23 protein-coding genes and 1 tRNA gene are annotated in these 21621 nt (G+C 55.7%); 9 read left to right on the top strand and 15 right to left on the bottom strand.

Translation table 11 applies throughout. From position 1 onward, the window contains the following. Positions 1-93: 93 nt before the first annotated feature. Positions 94-1518 carry a signal recognition particle protein gene (gene ffh / locus ACFPDR_RS12695; RefSeq protein ID WP_009463242.1) on the top strand — a complete coding sequence of 475 codons (1425 nt, stop codon included), beginning with the start codon at positions 94-96 and terminating at the stop codon, positions 1516-1518. A 102-nt stretch (positions 1519-1620) separates the two neighbouring features. Here ffh and lysM read toward each other — a convergent pair whose 3' ends face one another. From lysM to trmB, 4 genes are all read right to left on the bottom strand, one after another. Further along, a complete protein-coding gene (lysM, locus tag ACFPDR_RS12690; protein ID WP_026484988.1) occupies positions 1621-2064 on the bottom strand; it encodes a peptidoglycan-binding protein LysM in 444 nt (147 codons plus the stop codon). Positions 2065-2194: 130 nt separating this feature from the next. After that, positions 2195-2395, bottom strand: coding sequence for a sulfur carrier protein ThiS (thiS, locus tag ACFPDR_RS12685; protein WP_060186249.1), 201 nt, complete (start codon positions 2393-2395; stop codon positions 2195-2197). A 42-nt stretch (positions 2396-2437) separates the two neighbouring features. Next, the gene (pip, locus tag ACFPDR_RS12680; RefSeq protein ID WP_009463248.1) at positions 2438-3385 is read right to left on the bottom strand and encodes a prolyl aminopeptidase; all 948 of its coding nucleotides are present in this window, start codon (positions 3383-3385) and stop codon (positions 2438-2440) included. Further along, entirely contained in the window at positions 3382-4149 is a 768-nt protein-coding gene (trmB, locus tag ACFPDR_RS12675; RefSeq protein WP_009463250.1) for a tRNA (guanosine(46)-N7)-methyltransferase TrmB, read from the bottom strand. Before trmB ends, pip begins: the two co-directional genes overlap by 4 nt. 202 nt (positions 4150-4351) lie before the next feature. On the opposite strand from trmB, the gene ACFPDR_RS12670 reads away from it, so the two are divergent. The 3 genes from ACFPDR_RS12670 to ACFPDR_RS12660 all read left to right on the top strand — a co-directional run bounded on the left by ACFPDR_RS12670 (position 4352) and on the right by ACFPDR_RS12660 (position 6358). Beyond that, positions 4352-4425, top strand: a tRNA-Gly gene (locus ACFPDR_RS12670). Positions 4426-4661: 236 nt separating this feature from the next. Next, entirely contained in the window at positions 4662-5075 is a 414-nt protein-coding gene (locus tag ACFPDR_RS12665) for a helix-turn-helix domain-containing protein (protein WP_009461154.1), read from the top strand. Between the two features lie 245 nt (positions 5076-5320). After that, positions 5321-6358: a DUF72 domain-containing protein gene (locus ACFPDR_RS12660; RefSeq protein ID WP_137430731.1), complete on the top strand. Its 1038-nt coding sequence runs from the start codon at positions 5321-5323 to the stop codon at positions 6356-6358. A 108-nt stretch (positions 6359-6466) separates the two neighbouring features. On the opposite strand, the gene ACFPDR_RS12655 is transcribed toward ACFPDR_RS12660, so the two are convergent. Further along, positions 6467-7102 carry a cysteine hydrolase family protein gene (locus tag ACFPDR_RS12655; RefSeq protein ID WP_009461152.1) on the bottom strand — a complete coding sequence of 212 codons (636 nt, stop codon included), beginning with the start codon at positions 7100-7102 and terminating at the stop codon, positions 6467-6469. 285 nt (positions 7103-7387) lie between these two features. On the opposite strand from ACFPDR_RS12655, the gene ACFPDR_RS12650 reads away from it, so the two are divergent. The 3 genes from ACFPDR_RS12650 (at position 7388) to ACFPDR_RS12640 (ending at position 9200) form a co-directional block, all read left to right on the top strand. Then, on the top strand, positions 7388-8335 hold the full coding sequence (locus ACFPDR_RS12650; RefSeq protein WP_376911195.1) for a helix-turn-helix domain-containing protein: 948 nt from the start codon (positions 7388-7390) through the stop codon (positions 8333-8335). Between the two features lie 244 nt (positions 8336-8579). Next, positions 8580-8990, top strand: coding sequence for a hypothetical protein (locus tag ACFPDR_RS12645; RefSeq protein WP_009461148.1), 411 nt, complete (start codon positions 8580-8582; stop codon positions 8988-8990). After that, positions 8991-9200, top strand: a complete 210-nt coding sequence (locus tag ACFPDR_RS12640) for a helix-turn-helix transcriptional regulator (protein WP_060186256.1) — start codon at positions 8991-8993, stop codon at positions 9198-9200. A gap of 129 nt (positions 9201-9329) precedes the next feature. Here the strand turns inward: ACFPDR_RS12640 and ACFPDR_RS12635 are convergent, their stop codons facing one another. After that, the gene (locus tag ACFPDR_RS12635) at positions 9330-10103 is read right to left on the bottom strand and encodes an SDR family oxidoreductase (RefSeq protein WP_251196522.1); all 774 of its coding nucleotides are present in this window, start codon (positions 10101-10103) and stop codon (positions 9330-9332) included. Between the two features lie 192 nt (positions 10104-10295). Here ACFPDR_RS12635 and ACFPDR_RS12630 point away from each other — a divergent pair, with 192 nt between their 5' ends. Together ACFPDR_RS12630 and ACFPDR_RS12625 are read left to right on the top strand one after the other, a co-directional pair. After that, the gene (locus ACFPDR_RS12630) at positions 10296-11198 is read left to right on the top strand and encodes a LysR family transcriptional regulator (RefSeq protein ID WP_060186258.1); all 903 of its coding nucleotides are present in this window, start codon (positions 10296-10298) and stop codon (positions 11196-11198) included. A 68-nt stretch (positions 11199-11266) separates the two neighbouring features. Next, positions 11267-11722, top strand: a complete 456-nt coding sequence (locus tag ACFPDR_RS12625) for a GNAT family N-acetyltransferase (protein ID WP_137430728.1) — start codon at positions 11267-11269, stop codon at positions 11720-11722. 132 nt (positions 11723-11854) lie between these two features. Here ACFPDR_RS12625 and ACFPDR_RS12620 read toward each other — a convergent pair whose 3' ends face one another. The 9 genes from ACFPDR_RS12620 to ACFPDR_RS12580 all read right to left on the bottom strand — a co-directional run bounded on the left by ACFPDR_RS12620 (position 11855) and on the right by ACFPDR_RS12580 (position 21562). Next, positions 11855-12994: a calcium:proton antiporter gene (locus ACFPDR_RS12620; RefSeq protein WP_302357248.1), complete on the bottom strand. Its 1140-nt coding sequence runs from the start codon at positions 12992-12994 to the stop codon at positions 11855-11857. Positions 12995-13305: 311 nt separating this feature from the next. Next, complete coding sequence (locus tag ACFPDR_RS12615) at positions 13306-14235, bottom strand: DNA-binding response regulator (RefSeq protein ID WP_376911194.1); 930 nt, start codon at positions 14233-14235, stop codon at positions 13306-13308. A gap of 641 nt (positions 14236-14876) precedes the next feature. Further along, on the bottom strand, positions 14877-15485 hold the full coding sequence (locus ACFPDR_RS12610) for a 2-hydroxychromene-2-carboxylate isomerase (RefSeq protein WP_137430726.1): 609 nt from the start codon (positions 15483-15485) through the stop codon (positions 14877-14879). Continuing rightward, positions 15482-16810: an MFS transporter gene (locus ACFPDR_RS12605; RefSeq protein ID WP_009461140.1), complete on the bottom strand. Its 1329-nt coding sequence runs from the start codon at positions 16808-16810 to the stop codon at positions 15482-15484. The genes ACFPDR_RS12610 and ACFPDR_RS12605 overlap by 4 nt, the downstream gene beginning before the upstream one ends. Positions 16811-16849: 39 nt before the next feature. Then, entirely contained in the window at positions 16850-17635 is a 786-nt protein-coding gene (locus ACFPDR_RS12600; RefSeq protein WP_026485007.1) for an aldolase, read from the bottom strand. 179 nt (positions 17636-17814) lie between these two features. Further along, a complete protein-coding gene (locus ACFPDR_RS12595; RefSeq protein ID WP_137430725.1) occupies positions 17815-17994 on the bottom strand; it encodes a hypothetical protein in 180 nt (59 codons plus the stop codon). Positions 17995-18007: 13 nt separating this feature from the next. Continuing rightward, positions 18008-19417 carry a GNAT family N-acetyltransferase gene (locus ACFPDR_RS12590; protein ID WP_376911193.1) on the bottom strand — a complete coding sequence of 470 codons (1410 nt, stop codon included), beginning with the start codon at positions 19415-19417 and terminating at the stop codon, positions 18008-18010. A gap of 370 nt (positions 19418-19787) precedes the next feature. Continuing rightward, the gene (locus ACFPDR_RS12585) at positions 19788-20957 is read right to left on the bottom strand and encodes a YncE family protein (protein ID WP_009461136.1); all 1170 of its coding nucleotides are present in this window, start codon (positions 20955-20957) and stop codon (positions 19788-19790) included. A 131-nt stretch (positions 20958-21088) separates the two neighbouring features. Further along, entirely contained in the window at positions 21089-21562 is a 474-nt protein-coding gene (locus tag ACFPDR_RS12580; RefSeq protein ID WP_042482892.1) for a nucleoside deaminase, read from the bottom strand. Between the last annotated feature and the right edge of the window lie 59 nt (positions 21563-21621).

Below are 21621 nucleotides of genomic sequence, written 5' to 3'. Positions count from 1 at the left end.
TTTCCTGAAAAACGGTACGGGGCGTACCTCAAGTGGCCATTTTATTCTTATTCGTAGACCACACGATAACCTAGTTTAAGCGAACCCAGTCCTATGTTTGAAAATCTGACCCAGCGTATGTCGCGTGTGGTGAAAACCATGCGCGGACAGGCTCGTCTGACCGAATCCAATACTCAGGATATGTTGAGGGAAGTGCGTCTGGCTTTGCTGGAAGCGGACGTGGCCTTGCCCGTCGTGCGCGAGTTTGTCGCACGGGTCAAAGAAAAGGCGCTTGGTGTTGAAGTTGCCGACAGCTTGAATCCTGGCCAGGCACTGGTGGGTGTTGTTCACCAGGAGCTGACCAATCTGATGGGCGCAGACCTGGGTGACAACGCCAGCGAGCTGTCCCTGGCGGCTCAGCCACCCGCGATTATTCTGATGGCCGGTCTGCAAGGTGCGGGTAAAACCACCACCACCGGTAAGCTCGCCAAATGGCTGAGCGAAGGCGGCCACGTTCAGCATGGCCGCAAGACAGGCAAGAAGAAAGTTCTGGTGGTCAGTGCCGACGTGTATCGTCCAGCCGCTATCGAGCAGCTGAAAACCGTTGCCGCCCAGGTGGGCGTCGAGTTCCTGCCCTCCGATCCCAGCCAGAAACCGGCCGACATTGCTCGTAATGCCCTGGATCACGCCAAGCGTCATCACTTTGATGTGCTGATTGTCGACACGGCCGGTCGCCTGGGTATTGACGAAGAAATGATGCGCGAAATTCGCGCTCTGTACGATCTGCTAAACCCGATTGAAACCTTGTTCGTGGTCGATGCCATGCAGGGGCAGGACGCGGTCAACGTGGCCAAGGCCTTTGCTGATGCCTTGCCGCTGACGGGTGTGGTGCTGACCAAGCTGGATGGTGATGCACGTGGTGGTGCGGCCTTGTCCGTACGTCATGTCACCGGCAAGCCGCTGAAGTTTGTGGGTGTTTCCGAAAAGCTGGATGGTCTGGAGCCATTCCACCCCGAGCGTATGGCTCAGCGCGTGCTGGGCATGGGCGATATTGTTTCGCTGGTCGAACAGGCCCAGCGCAATATCGACATCGCCGAAGCGCAGAAGATTACCGACAAGATCAAATCGGGCGACAAGTTCGACCTGAATGACTTCCGTGACCAGCTGCAGCAAGTCAAGAAGCTGGGTGATATGGGCTCCTTACTGGAAAAACTGCCTGCCCAGTTCTCGCAAGCCGCGTCCCAGTTGCAAGGTGGTCAGGCTGAACAGCAGTTGCGTCGTACGGAAGGGATCTTGAACTCCATGACCCCGGCCGAGCGTGCCAAGCCCGAACTGCTCAAAGCCTCGCGCAAGCGTCGTATCGCTGCCGGTTCTGGCGTGCCAGTGCAAGAGGTCAACCGCTTGCTCAATCAGTTCGAGCAAATGCAAGGCATGATGAAGCAGATGAAAAAAGGCGGCATGGCCAAGATGATGCGCGGCCTGGGCGGTATGGGTGCCTTGAAAGGTCTGGCTGGCAAGGGCTTCAAGGGCTTTCGCTAAGAAGCGCTTGGAGCTTGCCGCAAAGGCGTGAATCGCTCTGGCAGGACCACCAACAAAAAAAGCCCGCATACGCGGGCTTTTTTTCGTCCTGAGCTGTTGTTGTTACAGCGCAGGAATACGCAGTACCTGACCGGGATAGATCTTGTCAGGATGGCTGAGCATAGGCTTGTTGGCTTCAAAAATAACCGTGTATTTTGCGCCGTTTGCCTTGCCGTAGTTGGTTTCAGCAATTTTCCACAGGGTGTCGCCTTTCTGTACGGTATACATGGTGGCTTCTGCGGAAGGCTGAGCAACGCTGAGCTGGTTGTCGACTTGAGAGACACCCAGGGTGTTACCCAGAGCCAGCACAATTTTTTCGGCTTGTTCGGTGGAGGCGGCTTGGCCGCTAACCGTGACTTTGTCGCCATCAACCGTCAGATTCAGACCGTCGGCGGAAAGTTGGTGTTTGGCCAGTTCTTTCTGGAGTTCGTCAGCTGTTGCTGCTTTGGCTTCGTTGGCACCAAAGAGTTTTTCGCCGACATCTTTAAGAAAACTGAATACGCCCATCGCTTTGCTCCTGAAGTTAGGGTTCTACGGCTGCCTGCTTGATGGCAGGCGAGACGGCCCATTATGACCTCATTTTTATCCCCGAAGCCGTAGCTGAATGTCAGCAATTGTGCATTTTAAAGGGCGAGTATCAGCCGCCACCGACGGCAACCACGATTTCAATGGTGTCGCCTTCTTTGATCGGGGTGCTGGCGTGCTGGCTTTTGGGCACGATATCGCCGTTCAGTTCCACGGCAATACGCTTGTTCTCGTAGCCCAGCTCGATAATCAGCGTGCCAACCGTGTCGGAGTTTGCCAGAGTCTTGCTCTGGCCGTTCAGGGTAATGTTCATTCTTGTCTCTGGATATGGTCCGGCCAGGGCCGGACGAGTGATTCAGATGGCAAATTTCTGGGTGGCGGCCAGCAGCCGGGCCAAAATGCCGGGTTCGTCGTAGGCGTGGCCTGCGTCCGCAACCATATGAAATTCTGCTTGGGGCCAGGCGCGATGCAGTTGCCAGGCTGTATGCGCCGGAGTGCACACATCATAGCGTCCCTGCACGATGACACCGGGAATGCCATGCAAGCGGTGGGCGTTTTTCAGCAACTGATCCGGCTCCAGAAAACCCCGGTTCATGAAATAGTGGTTTTCAATACGCGCAAAGGCCAAAGCGGCTTTATCACTGGACTTGGCATCCAGGTGATTCTGGCTAGGCAAGAGCGTGATGGTATTGCTTTCCCATTGCGACCAGGCGTGTGCGGCCCGTAACTGCACAGCGGGGTCATCGCCTGTCAGACGCTTGTGATAGGCGGTAATCAGGTCCCCGTGCTCTTCCTTGGGAATGGGGGCCAGATACTGTTCCCAGATATCGGGAAACAGGCGCGAGGCACCTTCCTGATAAAACCAATGCAGCTCTTCAGGACGGGCCATGAAGATACCGCGCACAATCAGTTCGCTGACGTGCTCGGGGTGAGTCTGGGCGTAGGCCAGCGCCAGAGTCGAGCCCCAGGAGCCGCCAAACACCAGCATCTTGTCGGCCTTGAGCTTTTCCTTGCGCAGCCGCTCCATGTCCTGAACCAGATGCCAAGTGGTGTTGTTCTCCAGACTGGCATGAGGGTAGGAACGCCCGCAACCGCGCTGATCAAACAGCAGCACATTATATTTTTGCGGGTCGAACAGGCGACGGTGATCGGTAGAACATCCTGATCCCGGCCCACCGTGCAAGAAAATGGCCGGTTTACCTGCCGGGTTGCCGCAGCATTCCCAGTAGATATGGTGCCCATCATCGGTGTGCAACGTGCCTTGGGCGTAAGGCTCTATAGGCGGGAACAGGGTAGCGCTCATTGTTCTTTCTTGGGCCAGTTCAGTTCAGGGGTAGGGGTGTCATTGCGGGTGAAGATCAGATCCCACACGCCATGACCCAGACGCAGCCCACGGTTCTCGAACTTGGTCAGTGGACGGAAGTCGGGGCGGGGTGCGTAGCCTTCGTGCGTGTTGCTGAGCATGGGCTCGGCGGACAGCACTTCCAGCATTTGTTCGGCGTAGTTTTCCCAGTCGGTGGCGCAATGGATGTAGCCACCGGGTTTCAGACGGCTGGTCAGCAACTGAATAAAGGGCGATTGCACCAGACGACGCTTGTGATGGCGCTTCTTGGGCCAGGGGTCGGGGAAGTAGATATGAATACCGGCCAGCGAGCCGGGAGCGATCATGTCGCGCACCACTTCCACCGCGTCATGCTGGATGATGCGGATATTGCTGATCTGGTTGTCATCAATGCGCTTGAGCAAGGCACCGACACCGGCATTAAAGACTTCCACGCCCAGGAAATTGTCGTCGGGACGAGCCTGGGCAATTTTCTGGGTGGTTTCACCCATGCCAAACCCGATTTCCAGAATCAGGGGATTGTCATTGCCAAACACCGTTTCCGGTTTCAGGATGTTGTCGCGGTAGCTGATCGACCACAGGGGCAAGAGGCGCGCCAGGGCTTGCTCCTGGCTGGGCGTAATGTGCGCGCGCCGATGAACAAAGCTACGGATATGGGTCTCGCCGGAATTGCTGTTCGCGACATTGGGCGACAGCAGGGATTGTTTTTCGTTGCTGGAGGTCATGGTTGTGGCGCGGGCATCAGGAATGGCTCGCGTATCAGCTAAAAGCGGGAAAACTCTATTGTAGTGAGTCTTGCCGCCGAATTCATGTGGTGGCGCGCGAAAAAGATAGGGCCGGGGCGACGCATGAAGAAAAGATCGCGCTATAATTTTCGCTTCCCCATTCGCGGGATCGTCTGCTTTTGAGGCAGACCTCTCCATCAGGGCGGGTGTAGTTTAATGGTAAAACTGATGCTTCCCAAGCATCCGTCGTGGGTTCGATTCCCATCACCCGCTCCAGTTCTGATATCTCCCCCAATACTTTTATCGGCTGTTCACCGCACTGTCGCGTGATGAGCATATTGGCCATTTGCTTGTACAGGTGTCTTGTAGCGCTGTGCCGCTTCTTGGCGTGTGATCAAGCACCTGTACCCACTTGGGTATGGAGAGTTTCACTGAAAGCATATACTGCGTCCTTATTGTTCATATTTGAGTTCTTATGATTTATATTTGTTCATATATGAATGGATAAAAATATGACTGATTCAGAGAATAAAAATGCTCCTCGTAGTGTCATCTCCCGTCCTGTAGACCGTGCCTTGCTGCGGCTGGGGCGGGATATCTCTGCGGCTCGCCGTGCGCGACGATTAAGCCAAGAGGATTTGGCCCAGCGTATTGGTACGTCGTTGAGCACAGTCCGGCGCATGGAGGATGGTAATGCCGGTACTGCCTTGCATACCTTTTTAAGCGCTTTGCATGTGTTGGGACGCCTGAATGATGTGACTAAAGTAATGACCATGGAAAATGATGCCTTGGGGATGGACTTGCTGCGTGAGCAGTTGCCCCAGCGCGTCAGGCGGCCACGACGTATCAAAGCGGATCAAACCTCGGGGGCCAAGTCGCAAGATGATTCGGCCTCTGTGAATCCTGACAAGTTGGAAGGTTTCTGATGACGACACGATCTGCCAAGCGCTCAGACCTGGAGGTGCACCTGGGTTCCAGGTTCCAGTGCGCATGTTGTGGGGCACCATACTTCAGGTTAACGGTGAAGGAAGCAGAAGCAATCTGGGCGGAGATTGTTCAGGCTGTTAGTCGTTGGCGTAGCGTCGCCAAAGGGCTAGGCATGCAAAGTACGGATCTGGTGGATTTTGAGCCGGCATTTGCTTAACTTCATTCCCATGGCACTATACCCAGCATGCAAGAAGATCTTTTCGGCGATGCCATTCCCCAGCCACCCGCCTCAAAGCCCGCTGCTCCTTCCCGACGCAAAATCACCAAAGTCAGCCTTGCTGCTTCCGCGCTGGAGCTAAGCGATCTGGCCGCTCAGCTTCCTGAAACCTTGCGTTTCGGTGTCTCCACCTGGTCCTACCCCGGTTGGGAAGGCTTGATCTGGGATGGCGAGTACGAGTCGAGCATCTTGTCCAAACACGGCCTGGAGGCCTATCACCAGCATCCCTTGATGCGCACCGTCTGTGTGGATCGCACCTTCTGGCGTCCTTTGACGGTCACGCAGTATTCCGCCTATGCCGCTCAGGTTGATGAAGATTTCCGCTTCGTTGTGAAATGTCCTTCCATGATTACGGACGCTCAAGTTCGTGATGAGCAGGGCAAGGTACGCAAATCTAATCCGGACTTTTTGGATATTCGTCTGGCTGTAGAGCAGTTCGTGCAGCCTGCAGTCGAGGGCTTGCGTGCCAAGTTGGGCGTCTTGGTCTTCCAGTTAAGCCCTCTGTCCTGGGGCTGGTTGAGTCGTCCGGCAGAGTTGTTCGACAAGTTGGGGCTGATGCTGGCAGCGGCGCGTGAGGCTTTGCCGCAAGGCTCACAGGTGGTGCTTGCGGTAGAGGTAAGAGATCCAGAGCTGTTGACTCAACATCTTGTCGATACACTCAAGGCCAATGGCGCGACATTTTGTCTGGGGCTGCATGGCAAGATGCCGCCGATTGAAGAGCAACTGCCCGTCTTGCGCGCCTTGTGGCCGGGACCCTTGGTGTGTCGCTGGAACTTGAACCGGGAGTTTGGTGCTTACGGCTATGCCGATGCTCAAAAAAAGCATACCCCATTCGATGCCATTGTCAGCGAGGACGTGCATACTCGCACGGTGCTGGCCCGCACGATTCGCGGGATCACGGGGGCGGGGCAGGCGGCATATGTGACGATCAGCAATGATGCGGAAGGCTGTGCGCCGCTCTCCATACAGCGGCTGGCGCAACTTGTTGTGGCACAAGAAAAATAACCTCAGGTCTTGGGAAGCGATCCTCAAAAGTGGGGCGGTTCACAAGACCTGTGGTGCTGCCTGATGAGCTGGAGGCTCAATGCATGCAGGTTCTGGTCCGGTTCGTGATTATTGTCTGGATTTGTGAATAAGCTCATCCGTCGTCATGACATGCGCGGTGGATACCGCCAGCACCCCCAAGGTGACGCGGTGTACTTCTTCAGCCGGAATCGCCCCAAAGCCCATATCCGGGTAGTTGTAGGTGCCTGTGGCATCAGAGATAAAGGCCACTTTGTAGCCATGGAACATGGCATCGCGAGCCGTAGCGTGGCAGCAGTTTTCGGTGGTCACGCCGGTGATGACAACGGTGTCGATCTTGCGAGTACGCAAGATGATGTCCAGGTCGGTGCCAAAGAACGCGCTGTAACGGTGCTTCTTGATGACGACTTCATCCCCCTGTGGGGCTACTTCGGGGTAGATATCAACGCCCGCTGTCTCATCTACCAGCCCCACCTGGTTCTGAATTGGAGGGTAAATCTCTCCGAACAGGCCCATATCGCAGCCGTTGCGGCGGTGGGCGTGGGCGGTGAAGATCACTTCCATGCCAGTTTGGCGAGCGTGGCCCAGCAGTTTTTGCAGGCGGGGCATCAACTCCATGCCCATGGGTGTTTCCAGTGGGGCGCCGGGTGCGATGAAGTCGTTCTGCATGTCGATCACAATGACCGCCGTGCTGCTGGGGTTGATTTGATCAATCTGAATAGCCATTTCATTCTCCTTTGGTTTGTTCACGGCCGGGCGACTGTGTATTTGGTATTGCCGCTGCCGGTGTCATAGACGCTTGTAGAGTAGGAGGGTGGCGCAGTTCTGGCTTGGCTGCCACTGCCAGTTTTACGTTTTTTTTGACTGTGCCTGCCATCCTGGACAGTACACGGGCAGGGAGCTGAGGCTTGGTATTTTCAGGGCTTGTCTGTCTTTGGGTAATGGACGTAATCTTGTTGAAAAACGATTAATCCATCGGTGCAGATAGCCCCGATTATGGAGACTGAACCTATGACAGCGATCATAGCGGTCAAGCCCGGAGACAGCTTTGAGCACTGGCACGAGGTCACTTGCAGGCAGTTTTCACAGACCGAGTGCAGCCAGATTGCCCGGCCCCAGTTTCAGGCGCGGGTCACCCTCACTAGTTTTGGTGGTTTGGGCCTGAGCAGCATCTGGTCTGTCACCCCTCAGGGGGAGGCGATACGGGTGAGCAGACGGCAGGCCGATATCCGTAAAGATCAGCGCGACTGTTTCATGCTGTGGCTCATGCTGGATGGTCATATTCAACTGAGCCAGGACGGACGCTACGTCAGCCTGGGAGCAGGGGATCTGGTACTTCAGGATCAATCTCGGCCTTTTGATCTGGAGCTGGGCTCTTTGGCTAACGCGGCCATGGTCATGATTCCCCGCCCCTTATTGGCATCGCGCTTGCCCTCGGTGGGCAATCTGGCAGCGCGTCGTATTGCAGCCAACTCGCGTCTGGGGCCGATGGCTGGTGCCTTGGTCAAGCAACTGCTTAGCTTGGGGGAGGCGGCAGCGGACGGTATGGATCGGCGTGTGACGGCTTCTGTGCTGGATATCTTCTCCGCGGTATTCGAGTCTGACGCTCCTGCGCTTTCTCGGGGCACTCATCAGGAGCGGCGGCTGGAGCAGGTTCAGGCTTATATGCGTGCACATTTGCATGAGGATAGGCTGGATGTGGACCAGATTGCCCGTGCTTCGTCCATGGCGACTCGCACTCTGTATCGGCTCTTTGCGCTTGAAGCGACCACACCCATGCAATGGCTGTGGGAGCAGCGTTTGATCCAGAGCTATCGTTTGTTGGAGGGCGGGAAACCTAAACGGGTGACCGAAGTGGCCATGGCCTGTGGCTTCAAGGACCTCTCTCATTTCAGCCGTCTATTTCAGGCGCGGTTTGGGCAATCTCCCTCGACGCTAGGCTACACGGGCAGGTCTTGAACTTTGCCTGTTCAAGTGGCTTTATATCCAGGCTGCGTGTTGGGGGGTAGCAACGCGCGCAGGTGCCAGCTGCAAATCTCGTTTTTATGGGCAGAACGTGTAGGCCCAAATAGACCAGCCAGCCAATCGGAATGCTTGCTGGTTGACTGGCTCTATATTCAAAAATGTAAAGTAAACATTACTTATTGACAAGTAGTTTTGACTTCTATAAAGTCAGGTTTACTTTACATTCAGGTGCTTAACCATGCTTGCCAACCGGAACTCTTCCTCTGCGCCGTCACCAGGTCGCAGCTATCTGATTCGCACTTTGCTCTTTATGGGCGTGTATATCCTGGTCAATGCCTTGACCATTCTGGGCCTGTTTGACAGCCTGCTCGGTCGGCCTGTTGGTTGGCTGATTGCCATAGCCGTCGCCTTGCCTGTGGCCGGACAAGTCTGGGCCACCTTGCGCTTGATGGCGCAAAGCGATGAGTTCGTGCGGGTGATCGTGGCCAAGTGTTTTGTGCTGGCCTCAGGCGCAACCTTGACCTTGTGGACAGCCTGGGGCTTTGGGGAAACCTACGCCGCTGCGCCCCATATTCCTGCCTGGCTGATTTACCCCTTCTTTTGGGCGGTGTTCGCTCTGGTTTCACCCTTTGTCCGGACTAGCGATTAAATGAAAAATCGATTGCGTGTATTGCGGGCCGAGGCGAACTGGACGCAGGCAGATTTGGCGGAGCGCTTGGGGGTGTCCCGGCAGGCGGTCAATGCGCTGGAAACGGGCAAACATGCACCGTCCCTGGATTTGGCATTCAAGATTAGTGCCTTGTTCGAGCAGACCGTAGAAGATATTTTCGAGAACCCGTATCAGGAATCTCGGGCTTGAACACGGTTACGTTCTGGCTGGCATTCCCACTTGTGGATGCCTTTTGGACATCCATGCGCAGGTATTGGGAAAAGCCAGTGCTCAAGCCCGAAGCAGTGATCTTGCAGGCTCAGACACTGGCTTGCCTTCTTACTTGGTGGTGTAACCACCGTTGATCAGAATGGTCTGGCCGGTAATCCACCAGCCGTCACTGACCAGATGACGGATAAAGGGCACGACATCTTCAATGTCCGTCAGCCCGGTCTTGGAGTAGGGGGACAGGGCGGCCGCGGTCCTGTGATAGGCCACGGCATCCTCCCCCTCGGCTGGATAGAAGAAGGGCGTATCCATAGGACCAGGGCCCACCGCCGTGACGGAAATACCGCGTGCGCCATATTCTTTGGCGGCGGCGCGGGTGTAGTGTTCTACCGGCGCTTTGGTGCCGGCATACGCGGCGTAAAAGGGGGTGAAGGCACCCAGCAGGGATGTGACCAGGGTGCAGACTTTACCATTGTCCTGTACGTGTTTGCCGGCTTCTTTCAGGAAGAAAAAAGCAGTTTTAGAGTTGATGTCGCTCATCTCCTCGTACTCGGCTTCGCTCACTTCGGTCAGTGGCTTTTTCAGTACTTTGCCCACCGTGTTGATGGCGATATCAGGGCGGCCAATTGCGGCGACGGTATCGCTAAACAGTTTTTCCATGGCACTAGCCGAACGCAAGTCGGCCTGGAAGGCGACGGCTTGGGCACCAGTTGCCTGGATGGCTTTGACGGTGGCTTCGGCATCCGCTTGGGAGCTGTCGCTGTTGTAGTGAATGGCAATGGCGCGCGCTCCTTGCTCTGCCAGGTCGCGGGCGATCAGGCCGCCCAGATTCTTTGCCCCGCCTGCAATCAGAACGGTTTTACCTTTGATGCTGTGCTTTGCCATGATGACTCCTTGCTAGTGTGGGCTGCGGGCTGCAAGCCTTTTCGTTTTTTCATGATATAAGTCGCTGAAATTGTTTAAATCATCTAGTTCTGACATCATTTGTCTGAAAAAACGAACAATACGCACCGCTGCTTGAATCACCGGCTCTAGCCATTCTGCCTGTGTTTTGCCGCTGCTTATCTGGAGAAAGTTATAGACCGCATTGACCTGTTTCGCATCTTTACGCGGGTCGTGGAGTGTGCCAATTTCACCCGCGCGGCGGATACCTTGGGTATGCCGCGCTCTTCGGTGTCGGCCGCCATTCAGGAGCTGGAAGGGCGAGTGGGCGCTCGCCTGTTGAATCGCACCACGCGCAAAGTCACAGTCACGCAAGATGGTGCGGCGTTTTACGAGCGCTGTCTGCGCGTGATTGCTGATGTGCAGGAAACCGAAAACCTGTTTCGCCAGGCCAGTGTGGGGCCTAGTGGCACGATCAAGGTGGATGTGCCGGGGCGGGTAGGCCGCCTGATTGTGGCACCTGCGCTGCCGGAGTTTCTGGAGCGCTATCCGCATGTCCATGTGCATCTGGGCGTGACGGACCGCGAGGTGAATCTGATCGAGGAGCAGGTGGATTGTGTGCTGCGAGTGGGACCCCTAAGTGATTCGGGCCTGATCGCCAGAAAAATGGGCAGCTTGCCCTTGATCAATGTAGCCAGCCCCGCTTATCTTGCCCGTTATGGCATGCCCCAGACGCCAACGGATCTGGAAAACCATCAAGTGGTGCGTTATGCCTCGCCCACCAGCGAGCGTGTGGCTCCTTGGGAGTGGATGGAGCAGGACAAGCGTCAGGTGCTGGATCTGCCAGGTCGTGTGACGGTGAATAATGCCGAGGCCTATATCGCCTGCTGTCTGTCCGGCTTGGGGCTAATTCAGATCCCTGCTTACGATGTGCAGGCGCATTTGCAATCAGGTGAATTGGTGGAGGTGCTACCGGATCACCGTGCCGCTCCCATGCCCATGTCCTTGCTGTATTTGCATCGCCAACACTTGTCGCGTCGTTTTCAGGTGTTTGCGGATTGGCTGGAAAATTTGTTGCGTCATTCCGCCTTGGAATGAGGCTGGTCTCGAACGTTTTTGTCTGGGGCTGCTCCAAGCTGCAGCGGACAACTCAAAACGGGGTAGCGATGGAAATCAGAAGAATTCGTGCGACGGACTGGGACTGGATACAGCAATGGTTCCAGGACGAGGACTTGAACCGCGAGTTGGGGCCACTGGATCAGGAGTGGCTGGAGCACGTGTTGAACCAAAGCGATGGCGCCCAGCTGGTTGCCGAGCAGAACGGTCAGCCCATTGGTTTGATTGGGTGTGCCTGGGGAGATGGGCGAAATCTGCCACATGCAATTACCGATATTGCCGTTGCGCCGCCATTACGCGGCAATGGTCAGGCCGGAGCCATGCTGGAAGCGGTATTGGCTTGGCCAGGCCATCCCCCATGTCGTAAATGGGTGGCTTTTGTGTTCCCGGAAAACCAGCGTGCCTGCCGCTTTTTTACGCGCTTGGGGTGGGAGCACGTGGACTTTGCCGATGGTATGAACGAGTTCGAGTACAAGTGTGTTCGTTCGGAACCGGATCGATCCTGAGCAGCTCGGTTTCTGTCAGTAAATCATAGACCTTGAGTGACAGGCGCTTGGGCCACGAAGGCCCGCTATGCTTGTCTGTCCCGTTGGATAGGTGCAAACAAAGCCGGTTTGGCTCTGTTTGCCTTGTTCTTCTCAGGGATAAAACAGCAGCAGCCCGAACACGGCGAAAACCATCAGGTGCATATAGCCTTGAATGGGCGAGGTTCGCTTGCCGCTAAAGCTCAAGATACTGAGCAGTGCCGTGATCAGAAACAACACGATTTCCATATTGCTGATGCCCATGATCACTTGCTTGCCGGTGATCAGACCAATCATCAGCACTACCGGCACAGTCAGCCCCACGGTAGAGACGAAGGCACCCAGACACAGATTGATGGCGCGCTGCATTTCATTATTCATGGCCGCCTTGATCGCAGTGATGGACTCCGGGGTGAATACGATAATTGCGATCAGTACACCGCCGACGGCAACGGGGGCGCCCGAGGCGGCGATACCGTAGTCCGTCACAATGGCCAGATCGTGTGCCAACAGGACGATAGGCAGGATCAGGGCGATCAGCACCAGACTGCGTATCAGCATCGCGCGAGTCGCCTGGGGATCACGCGGTGTGGGTGTCGTATCGTCAGTGCTTTGTATCGCCTGATCAGGCTGCACATAGTCATGGCGGTGACTGCCCATTTGCAGATATAGAAAGGTGGCATAGACCAGGCCCGTCAGAACCGAAATGCCAATGGCCTGGGTGGTGCCGAATTCGCCCGCATTGCTGGTGTAGTTGGGCAGAATCAGGCCCACACTGGTCAGCAAGACGATCATGGACAAGTAGGTATTGGTGCCTTGGCGATTGAACTCCTGATCGCCATTGCGCGCTGCGCCGGCAATCAGACACAGGCCGGTGATCAGGTTAAGGATGATCATCATCACGGCGTAGATCGAGTCCCGACCTATGGTGGGAAAGTCGCCCGGCCCCAGCAGTACCGAGGCAATCAGGATAACTTCGATCAGCACAATGGACAGGGTCAGGATCAGGGTGCCGTAGGGCTCGCCCAGTTGGTGGGCCAGGTGGTCGGCTTCACGGACCACACCAAACGAGGCCGCCAGGATGGTCACGAACAGCACCAGAAAGACGATGGCCGCCGTGGTGCCGTTCAGGGAGTCTCCCAGCCATTGCCCGCCGAAAATCATGAACAGGACAACAATGGACCAGGAACCGAGCAGACGCAGCCAGGTGATGGGAGTAATGAGTTGAGTTGAGGGTGATGCAGGGTGGGCCATCGTGGATGCTCCGCCAAAGAGGTAGGGCCGTCCCTGTACTGAAAAGGCAGATCCAGGTCGTCCCGGATCTGTTTTGAATTGAACTATTCAAGTAGCCACGATTTTATCACCTTGCCCCTTGGCGGCAAGTGCGGACCCTCTGAAACCGGATTTGTGTGGCGTGCAGCCATCTTTTTCTGTATCTGGCCACGGTGGAGGCGTGAAGGGCGGGTTCCTTTATCACCTTCCTGACATTGTTTCGTTCGGCTGTTTTATTTTTGTGTGAGTCTGGCGCGAGTCTCCTGTGGACCTTGTTCTTTTCCTGTTGCTATTTACGGCGGACACCATCCAGATGAGAAAACAGGTGGGCCCATGGAGCGAATACATGGTGTGTTTTCTGTATAGGGTTTGTTCTTCTCCATAGCCTGGCGGAATTTTCCGGGAGACACTCCCGCATACGTTTTGAATGCGGTAGAGAAATTGGCCGGGCTGGAAAATCCTAAATCGGTTGCAATCACATCAATTTTCAAGGCCGTAGTCTTCAGCAAATACTCGGCCCGATACATACGCTGCAATCGGATATAACTGCTCACACTTAGGCCAAAATTACGCTGAAATATATTCATGATTTTTCGACGTGAAATCTTGAACATATCGCACAGTTCTTTTTGACTGGGCGGTGCACCCAGATTGGCATCAATGGTTTTCTGAATGGCATGGATCAGCATGCTGGTTTCGGCTGTCGTGCTGGGCCGCTGGCTTGGCATCTTGCCCGGTACAAGTGCAGGTGCCATCTGCTTGGGGCAGCGCAAGGGCACGTTGATACGTTCTTTGACTTCATCGACCGCATACGGATTGCCAATGTAATCAACCGCACCAGCCTTTAGAAAAGTGACGCATTCATCGCTGCTGCCATCCATGCGTGAATCCAGAATGATGATGGGGATTTGAGCCGTGGCTTTTAATCCTTGCAACATATGGGTCAAGGACAAAGCGTCTATCCCCGTCAATTGCTTATCCATCAGGATAAGCTCGGGTAGCGTTAATTGGGCCTTGGTATATCCTTGCACTCCGTCAGCAGCAACAGAAACCCGAAAAGCACCAGCCAGCAGGGCTTGAAGAAGTTGTTCGTGCTGTCGAGTGTTATTGGAGATCAGCAGAATCCTGATTTTTTGATCTGGCTGATACTTTATAGTGGCGTATTTGTTCAATATAAAGCCCCGCGCCCTTCTTCTGACGAAGACGGCTACCTTTACTGGCATTGCTCAAGTAGCCAATTTCCTCAGAATACAGACTCAATGAATAGATAAAATCTATCGATATGATTCGTACGGCAGACATAACATTCTGTATCAATGGAAAAAGTAAATTTTCAAAATTGCTCATTGCATTTCATTTTTGGCAGGCGGCATGCCGAAAGCCCGAAACTCGGGCCTTAAGGCGGACCCAAAAGTCCAATTTCAGGAATGCTACGCTGGCGTATCGGTGAATTTTCCTGGCAGGAAAAGGCGTGATTCTACGGCTTTTACCTCTGAATAAAGGACTATGTCCAGGCAGGCCAGCCGCGGTTTTGCCCGCACTAGTGTGCATCTGGATGAGGCCGTCCGGGGAAGATTGTGAGGCTCTTTGGATGACGATTTGTTCAAGCAGCAAGTGCAGCCCGTAGCGAGGCGTTTATTTGCCGCTTTTTTGTTGGATTTTGACCAAGCACGGATGCTCGCCGTTGATGACTGTTATGGCTATTAGAGCGATTTCGGGATAGACCGTTTGAATCATTTTGATGGCTTGGGGGCAGGGCTTGAGCCTGCGAACCAAGCTGTAAACAAGTAGAGCGGGGCAAGGTGGATAAACCTTGCCCCGCCCTTGTTTTAAAAACAGTCAGGCTTGGTGTCGGGGTTGTGCTTCAAGCTGGCGCAGGATGCAGGGCGATGGCTTCGTCCAGCATGTCCAGCCTGTCCTGACCCCAGAACAGTTCGCCCTGATACACATAGGAGGGCGAACCGAAGACACCGGCTTTAATGGCCTCTTCGGTGTGGGCTTGATACTGCGCCTGCATCAGCGGTGCCTGTTTCAGCCAGTAGTCTGCATCCAGCTGCTGTGCTTGCAGGATTCGAGCCAGTTGCGTGGGGTCAGCAATGTTCTGCTCCTCGCACCATTGTGCCCGCAAAATGGCTTTGTACAGATCCAGCACCGGCAGACCAGCCTGATTGATAGCAATCACCAGGGTGGAAGCCAGCGTGGCGTCTGGGCACATGAAGCGCGGTGTGGGATTGACATGTATGCCCAATTTGCGACACCAGCGTTTAAGCTCTGCAATGCGATAAGCCTGACGTTCTGGTGAGCGCTGTCCCAGCAGGACACCGCCTGTACGTGCATAGACTTGCGGCAAGTCCACGGGTTTGTAGTGGATAGGGATGCCATGCTTGCGAGCAATCGCTTCCAGTCTGTCGGCTCCCAGGTAGGCCCAGTCCGAATTCATCCAGAAGTAGTAGTGAATACCGGCTGCGTTCATGTGCGTACCTTTCGGCTGGATAGGGCGGGAAGGGAGAAGTGCGTCGGTCCATGCATGAACCAGGTACTGGCAAAAGCAATCAGACCCAGCGCGCTCAGGTACCAGACGATGTAGTCGGGTTGACCGTCGCCATAGGCCAGCAGGGACGTCGCCACCAAGGGAGCCAGACCGCCACCGATGGCACCGGATACCTGCACGGCAATGGAGATGCCGCTGTACCGCACTTCAGGTGGAAATTGCGTGGAAAACAGGCCACCTTGCGGGCCATACAGCGCGGCATACACCAGCCCAATCGCAATCACCAAAGCCAGGGTGATGGTCCTGGAATCCAGGCTGCCCAGCATGGAAAAGAAGGTGGAGGAGAATGCCAGCATGCAGATCGTGCCTGCCATAAAGACCCATTTGAAGCCGATTCGGTCGCCCAATACGCCAAACAGGGGCATGGTGAACAAGGCCGCAAAGGCACCCCAGACGGTGGCATCCAGCATGACGCTGCGCTCTACTCCCAAGGTGGTGGTGGCGTAAGCCAGGGCAAAGGTCACCACGGTGTAGAACCAGGTCACTTCTGCCAGACGGCCTCCCACGACCAGCAGGACTTCGCGTGGGTAATGACGCAGAACTTCCAGAGCAGGAATTGGAACCTGTTTGCCCTTTTTGCTCATTTGCTCGAAGTCGGGGGATTCGGCCACTTTGGCGCGTATCCACCAACCCACCAGCAGCAGGGCGACGCTGGCTAGAAAGGGCAGGCGCCAACCCCAGGACAGCATGTCTTCCTCAGGCAAGCTGGCGACGGCTCCCATAGCCAGGGAAGACAGGATCAGGCCGGGGGCTACCCCTGTTTGCGGCAAGCTGCCAAAAAACCCCTTTTTGCCTTCCGGGGCATGTTCAACCGCCATCAACACGGCTCCGCCCCATTCTCCGCCTACTGCGATACCTTGCAGAAAGCGCATCAGCACCAGCAGCACAGCGGCCCAGTAGCCAATGCTTTCATAAGAGGGAATCAGGCCGATCAGGATGGTGGGGATTCCCATTAGAAAGAGCGTGATCAGTAGCATGGATTTTCGGCCCAGCTTGTCGCCAAAATGGCCGAAAACAAATCCTCCTAAAGGACGGGCGAAAAAGCCCACAGAGTAGGTGGCAAAGGCCGCCAGCGTGCCCGTAATCGGGTCGAAGGCGGGGAAAAAGATCTTGTTGAAAATCAGTGCGGCAGCGGTGCCGTACAGGAAAAAGTCATACCACTCTATGGTGGTTCCCATCATGCTGGCCAAGCCAGCGGTAACGTACTGGCGCGACGAACGCGCCTGTCCATTGTTAGGCATCGTCATGGCGACCTCCTGGTGGAAGCGGGGTATTGGTTGCGGGCGTCAGCGAGTTTTAGTTAAGGGCGCAATGCCTTGGGTCTGACGGGACCAGTAGTCAAAGGTAGCGTTAACAATGGAGGGCTTGAGCAGATAGTCGTGCGCTTCGGCCGCCAAGGTATCGTCCACAGGGGTAAGTGGGCCAAAGGCCGCTTGTGCACGCACTTGCAGACGTGCGGCGCGTTCCAGATACACCGACAGGTAAGTGGCTTCCTGGCAGCTTTTACCTGCGGTCAGATAACCGTGGTGGGCCAGAATAATGGCACGCTTGTCACCCAGGGCTTTGGAGATGATGACGCCTTCCTGATCGGCAATGGGCACGCCAGGCCATTCGCCCAAAAATGCACAGTCATTGTGCAGAGGCGTCATGTCCATTTGCGAAATCACCAAGGGCTGGCGGGCGGTGGCCAATACCGTGGCCCAGGGCGAGTGTGTATGGATGATGGAATTGACGTCGGGGCGAGCTTCGTAGACCCACAGGTGAAAGCGGGTGGCCGGGTTGGCCATGCCTTCGCCGCTAAGGGTATTCAAGTCGCGGTCAACTTCAATGAAGTCTTCGGGCGTGGCTTCGTCAAAACCCAGACCAAAGCGCAAGGTCCAATACGCACCGGGGCGCTCGGAACGGACGCTGATCTGGCCGGCCAAACCAGCTTCCTGCTCGGTCATGGCCAGGATGCGGCAGGCAAATGCCATGGTTTCGCGGGTGTCGCGTTGCACTTGCTGCAGATGAGTGGCCATCTCTTTGGTGGCGCGTTCGTCAAAATAGGATTTGTCTCTGAGTGGGGTATCCATGTGCTTGTCTCCTTTGGTAGGCCTCGTCGATCCTTGTGCCGACGATGGGATTCATTGTCTTGATTTACATCAAGAGGAGCTATGCGCGCTGGCTCATAGCTCCTATTCCATTTGCTTGGGGCCTTATCAAGGGGACGAGCCCGGCAGTGGGGCCGGGCCGGGAGACAAGCGCTAGGGCATTAGCCCTGGCGCCAGCGGGAGCGCTCGCGGCGTCGCGAGCGGGACCAAGGATGCTGCACCTTATGCGGCTGTGGCCGGGGGTCGGGTGGATGTCGCGTGTCATTGCTTTCCACGGGATTGGAGTCCGGTTTAGGCGAGTCCAGAAAGACATTGATGGAACAATCGCAATCGAGGTACATGGACAGTCCTTTGTCAACGTGAAGAAAGGGGAGGCGGTACGCAGGCTCCGTTCCGGACCTGAGTGTCTCCCGAAAAAAACGTGTCGTAGCTGTCTTGCAGGGCATGCAGGATCATTTCGGGGTAATTGTCATGCTCGGTGGGCAGACGCAATTGCAGCTGTGCCAGATGCTCGTTGTCCTGCTGCCCGCCCCACTGCTTGTGATAGTGGCCGTGCTGATAGCCGCGCAGTTGGCGCAAGCGGTTCAGGGCATTCTTGCCCGCGTAGGAGTGGTAGAGCGTGTCCAGTGTCAGACCACAAAGAGCAGCCAGTTGGGCAAAGCCGCTGAAATCGAACTGGCGTGTCTCCAGAACGCGCAAGGTAAAGCGTTCCAGAGCCGTCATGATGGTCGTAGAGTCGCTGGCGGTGGCTGAAGCGTGCTGGAGCTGATCCAGTGCGGTGGCGGCTTCTTGCTCGCGCAGCGCATCGTTGGCACGCAGTACATCGCACAGACCAAAATGCAGGATGTCGATCAGCTCCAGTTGGAGTTGCGGCAGATTGCGCTCGTTATGCTGCCACCACTTCCAGTCCAGGTAATTCGCCAGCTCCGCACATTCCACCCAGATCGCCCGGTAGTAGTCCTGCTTGGCCACTCGCCAGTTCGGATCAATCAGCTGATTCAGCTCGGTTTGCAGGGCCAGCATTTGCTTTAAGCGGCGGGCCCCGGGACCGGCTGGAGCGACAGTTGTTTGCTGTCCCAAACGATGTTTCTGACGACCTTGATCGTCAAAGTTTTCAGGTGCCAGCCAGGCCTGGAAATTCGCTTTCAGGGCTGGCCAGTCCTGGTCGGTAATGGAGAACCAGGCTGTATCGCGCGAGCGGCCCTTGTACACAATCGCCTGACGGAAGATACCTTCATAACGAAAGCCCAATCGTCGTGCAGCGGCTTGGGAGGGGGCATTGTGTGTGTCGCACTTCCATTCGTAGCGACGGTAGCCCAGTCCATCAATTGCATAAGCCATCAACAGGTAGTGGGCTTCGGTGGCCATACGGGTTTGTTTCAGAGCGGGCGACCAAGCTACAAAGCCCACTTCAATGCAGCCATTTTGTGGGTCGATTCGCATCAGGGACAAGGTGCCCAATGCGCGACCCGTGGTTTGTTCGACGACGGCGTAATGCACGGCATTGCTGGCCTGGCTGATGGTTTGCAGGTGCTGGTCGAACTGTGCGCGGTTGTTAAAGGGGCCTACAGACAAATAGGTCCAGTCGCGGCCATCGCTGGCGTTGCTGTAGGCCTCGTACAGGCTGTCGCCATGTTGTTCCGGGTTCACGGCTTCCAGACGGCAGTATTTGCCGTGCAGAACGCAGCGTGCTGGCTGCGGGCGGGCCTGCCAATGAGGGAGCGAGGGGCCAATAGGCTGGTGATACGCGTTCAGCTGAACCATGACTTGTCTTCAATAGAAAACGCTCCAGAAATGCCAATCTGTGGCACAGCTGGAGGCGGGAAAGGGAGTGTGGGGCCGGGAGACAAGAGGCGTCTTGCTAGGCCACTAATTGATTCTATTGAGCAAGTGGCCGGTTGCAGCAATCCGCTTTGCTGCTTGTTTCCAGACCGCATTGCTAAAACAGCGTTGAAACGCCCAAGAGCCAGTGATGGCGGGCCTTGGCTTAGAGCTTGAACAGCGGACAAAACTATCCTGCGGCCAAGGCACAGATGAGGGGCAGGCCGCCTGGCAGACCAAAGTGGCAGGTACAAAAAAAGCCGAGCTGCCTTGTGGGCAGTCTCGGCTTGGGACCAGGCTTTAAGCCAGGGGCTTAGAGCTGATTCAGGTTCAGACGCAGAACGCTGTCCTTGGCACCTTTCAGGTAGTGCGGGCTCTTGTCGCCATGAGGGATTTTGATAGTGACAAAAGCGGTCTGGCCGTCAGCGCTCAGCGTGACGCTGTTGGGGTGCACAGGGGCGCTGATACGGTGTTTAACAGCCAAGGTGTTGGCATCCAGAATGGTGACCGAACCTGTACCGGCTGGTGTTTCACGATCCACGCCACGGTTGGTAGCGATCAGCTCTTTGCGAGCGTCGTTGTACACGATATCCAGCAGCCCCAGACCCACTTCAGCCGTGTTTTCCACTTTGCCGGAGCTGGTGTCGAATTGGTAGATCTTGCCGGTATTGGCGTCAGCGCCAAATAGTTTCTTGCCATCCGCGCTCAGGGCGATGTTCACGAAGAAGTGGCGGGAATCTTCACGTTTATCGCTTTTTGCATCGCCAGTGGTGAAGCGCTGTTCGATAGCGCCGGTGGCCGGGTTGATGACGGCAATTTCATCCTTGCCGCCGTGGCCCACGAACAGACGCTTGGTGTTGGCATCGTAGGCAGCGCCAGCAGGCCACAAGCCCACGTTATCGATATTGTGCAGGATACGACCGTCGGCGCCATCCACAATCCATACGCGGCCTCCTTCGGAGGGATTGGTCACGAAGATGCGGTTGTCTTGCTCGTCAATAACGACTTTACGGGTGTGTTCCCAGCCGCCCTTGTCTTCTTTTTGACCCAGTTGGATCAGTTGCTTGACGGTGCCATTCAGGCTGTTGATTGCCAGCAGCGAGCCGTCCAGGGTGTTGCCCACGTACAGAGTGTGAGTTTTCTGGTTCAGGCCCAGTGCAAAGGCACGGCGCGGCAATTGGATCAGCTGCGATTCACGCAGCGTGTCCTGGTCCAGAACGTGCAGGAAGCCAGCAGCACGGTCTTCAAACAAAGGAGTAGCAGCAACAAACAACTGCTTGCTGTCCTTGGCGGCCAGAATTTCGTAGGCACCATCAATGGTGTCCTGACGGAAAGTGACCTGTGCCTGAGGCGCAGTCGCATTAAAGGACGATGTTTGGCCCGCTTGTTGCGATTGCGGTGCAGTCTGGCATGCACTGAGCAGCAAAGCGCCCATTACGGAGGCAACAATCATTTTTAAAGAGGCTGGGCGGGACGCAATCATGTATTTCCTTTGGGATTCAATAAATGAGAATCGTTACTATAACTGCTCTGTTTTATAAACTTTTCTGACTTGTCTGTCTATGTAAATACGCAAAACCCTGCTTGATGGCAGGGTTTTGAATGGCCTTTGTTTTAGTCCTGCTTGGAGCCGTTTCCAAATCGGGCTTGCCAGGCTTCATACACTTTGCGTTTTTCCGGCAAGGGCAGGTGCTCCATTTTCACGCCCTGCTTGCCAAAGTCCTGCTGCATTTTTTTGTAGAAGGATTCGGTAGACCAGCCAAAGGGCTCGCCTTCCTCATCGTCGGCGCAATACACCACGCGCTCCACGCCCGAGGCGATCATGGCGGCCATGCACATGGGGCAGGGGATGCCACTGGCATACATGGTGCTGCCTGCATGGCTGCTGCTTTTCACGTTCTGGCTGGCAGTACGCAGCGCCTGGATCTCAGCGTGCGCGGTGGGGTCATGGGCAATGTAGGTCTCATTAACCCCTTCGGCCAGAACTTGACCATCGCGCACCAGCACTGCGCCAAAGGGCTGGCCGCCGCGGGCGACATTCTCTTCGGCGATCTGGATGGAGCGCAGCAGATAGTGTTTATCGTTCATGTTTTTCTCCTGTAGAGAAGCAAGGTTGGAATGAGCCTTGAAACCAGAGTCTCTATTTG

It is taken from the genome of Alcaligenes sp. GCM10023179, assembly GCF_042653705.1.
GTDB lineage: Bacteria > Pseudomonadota > Gammaproteobacteria > Burkholderiales > Burkholderiaceae_B > Alcaligenes > Alcaligenes phenolicus.
The sequence above is the reverse complement of the archived record's forward strand: the minus strand, read 5'-3'. Positions and strand labels throughout refer to the sequence as shown.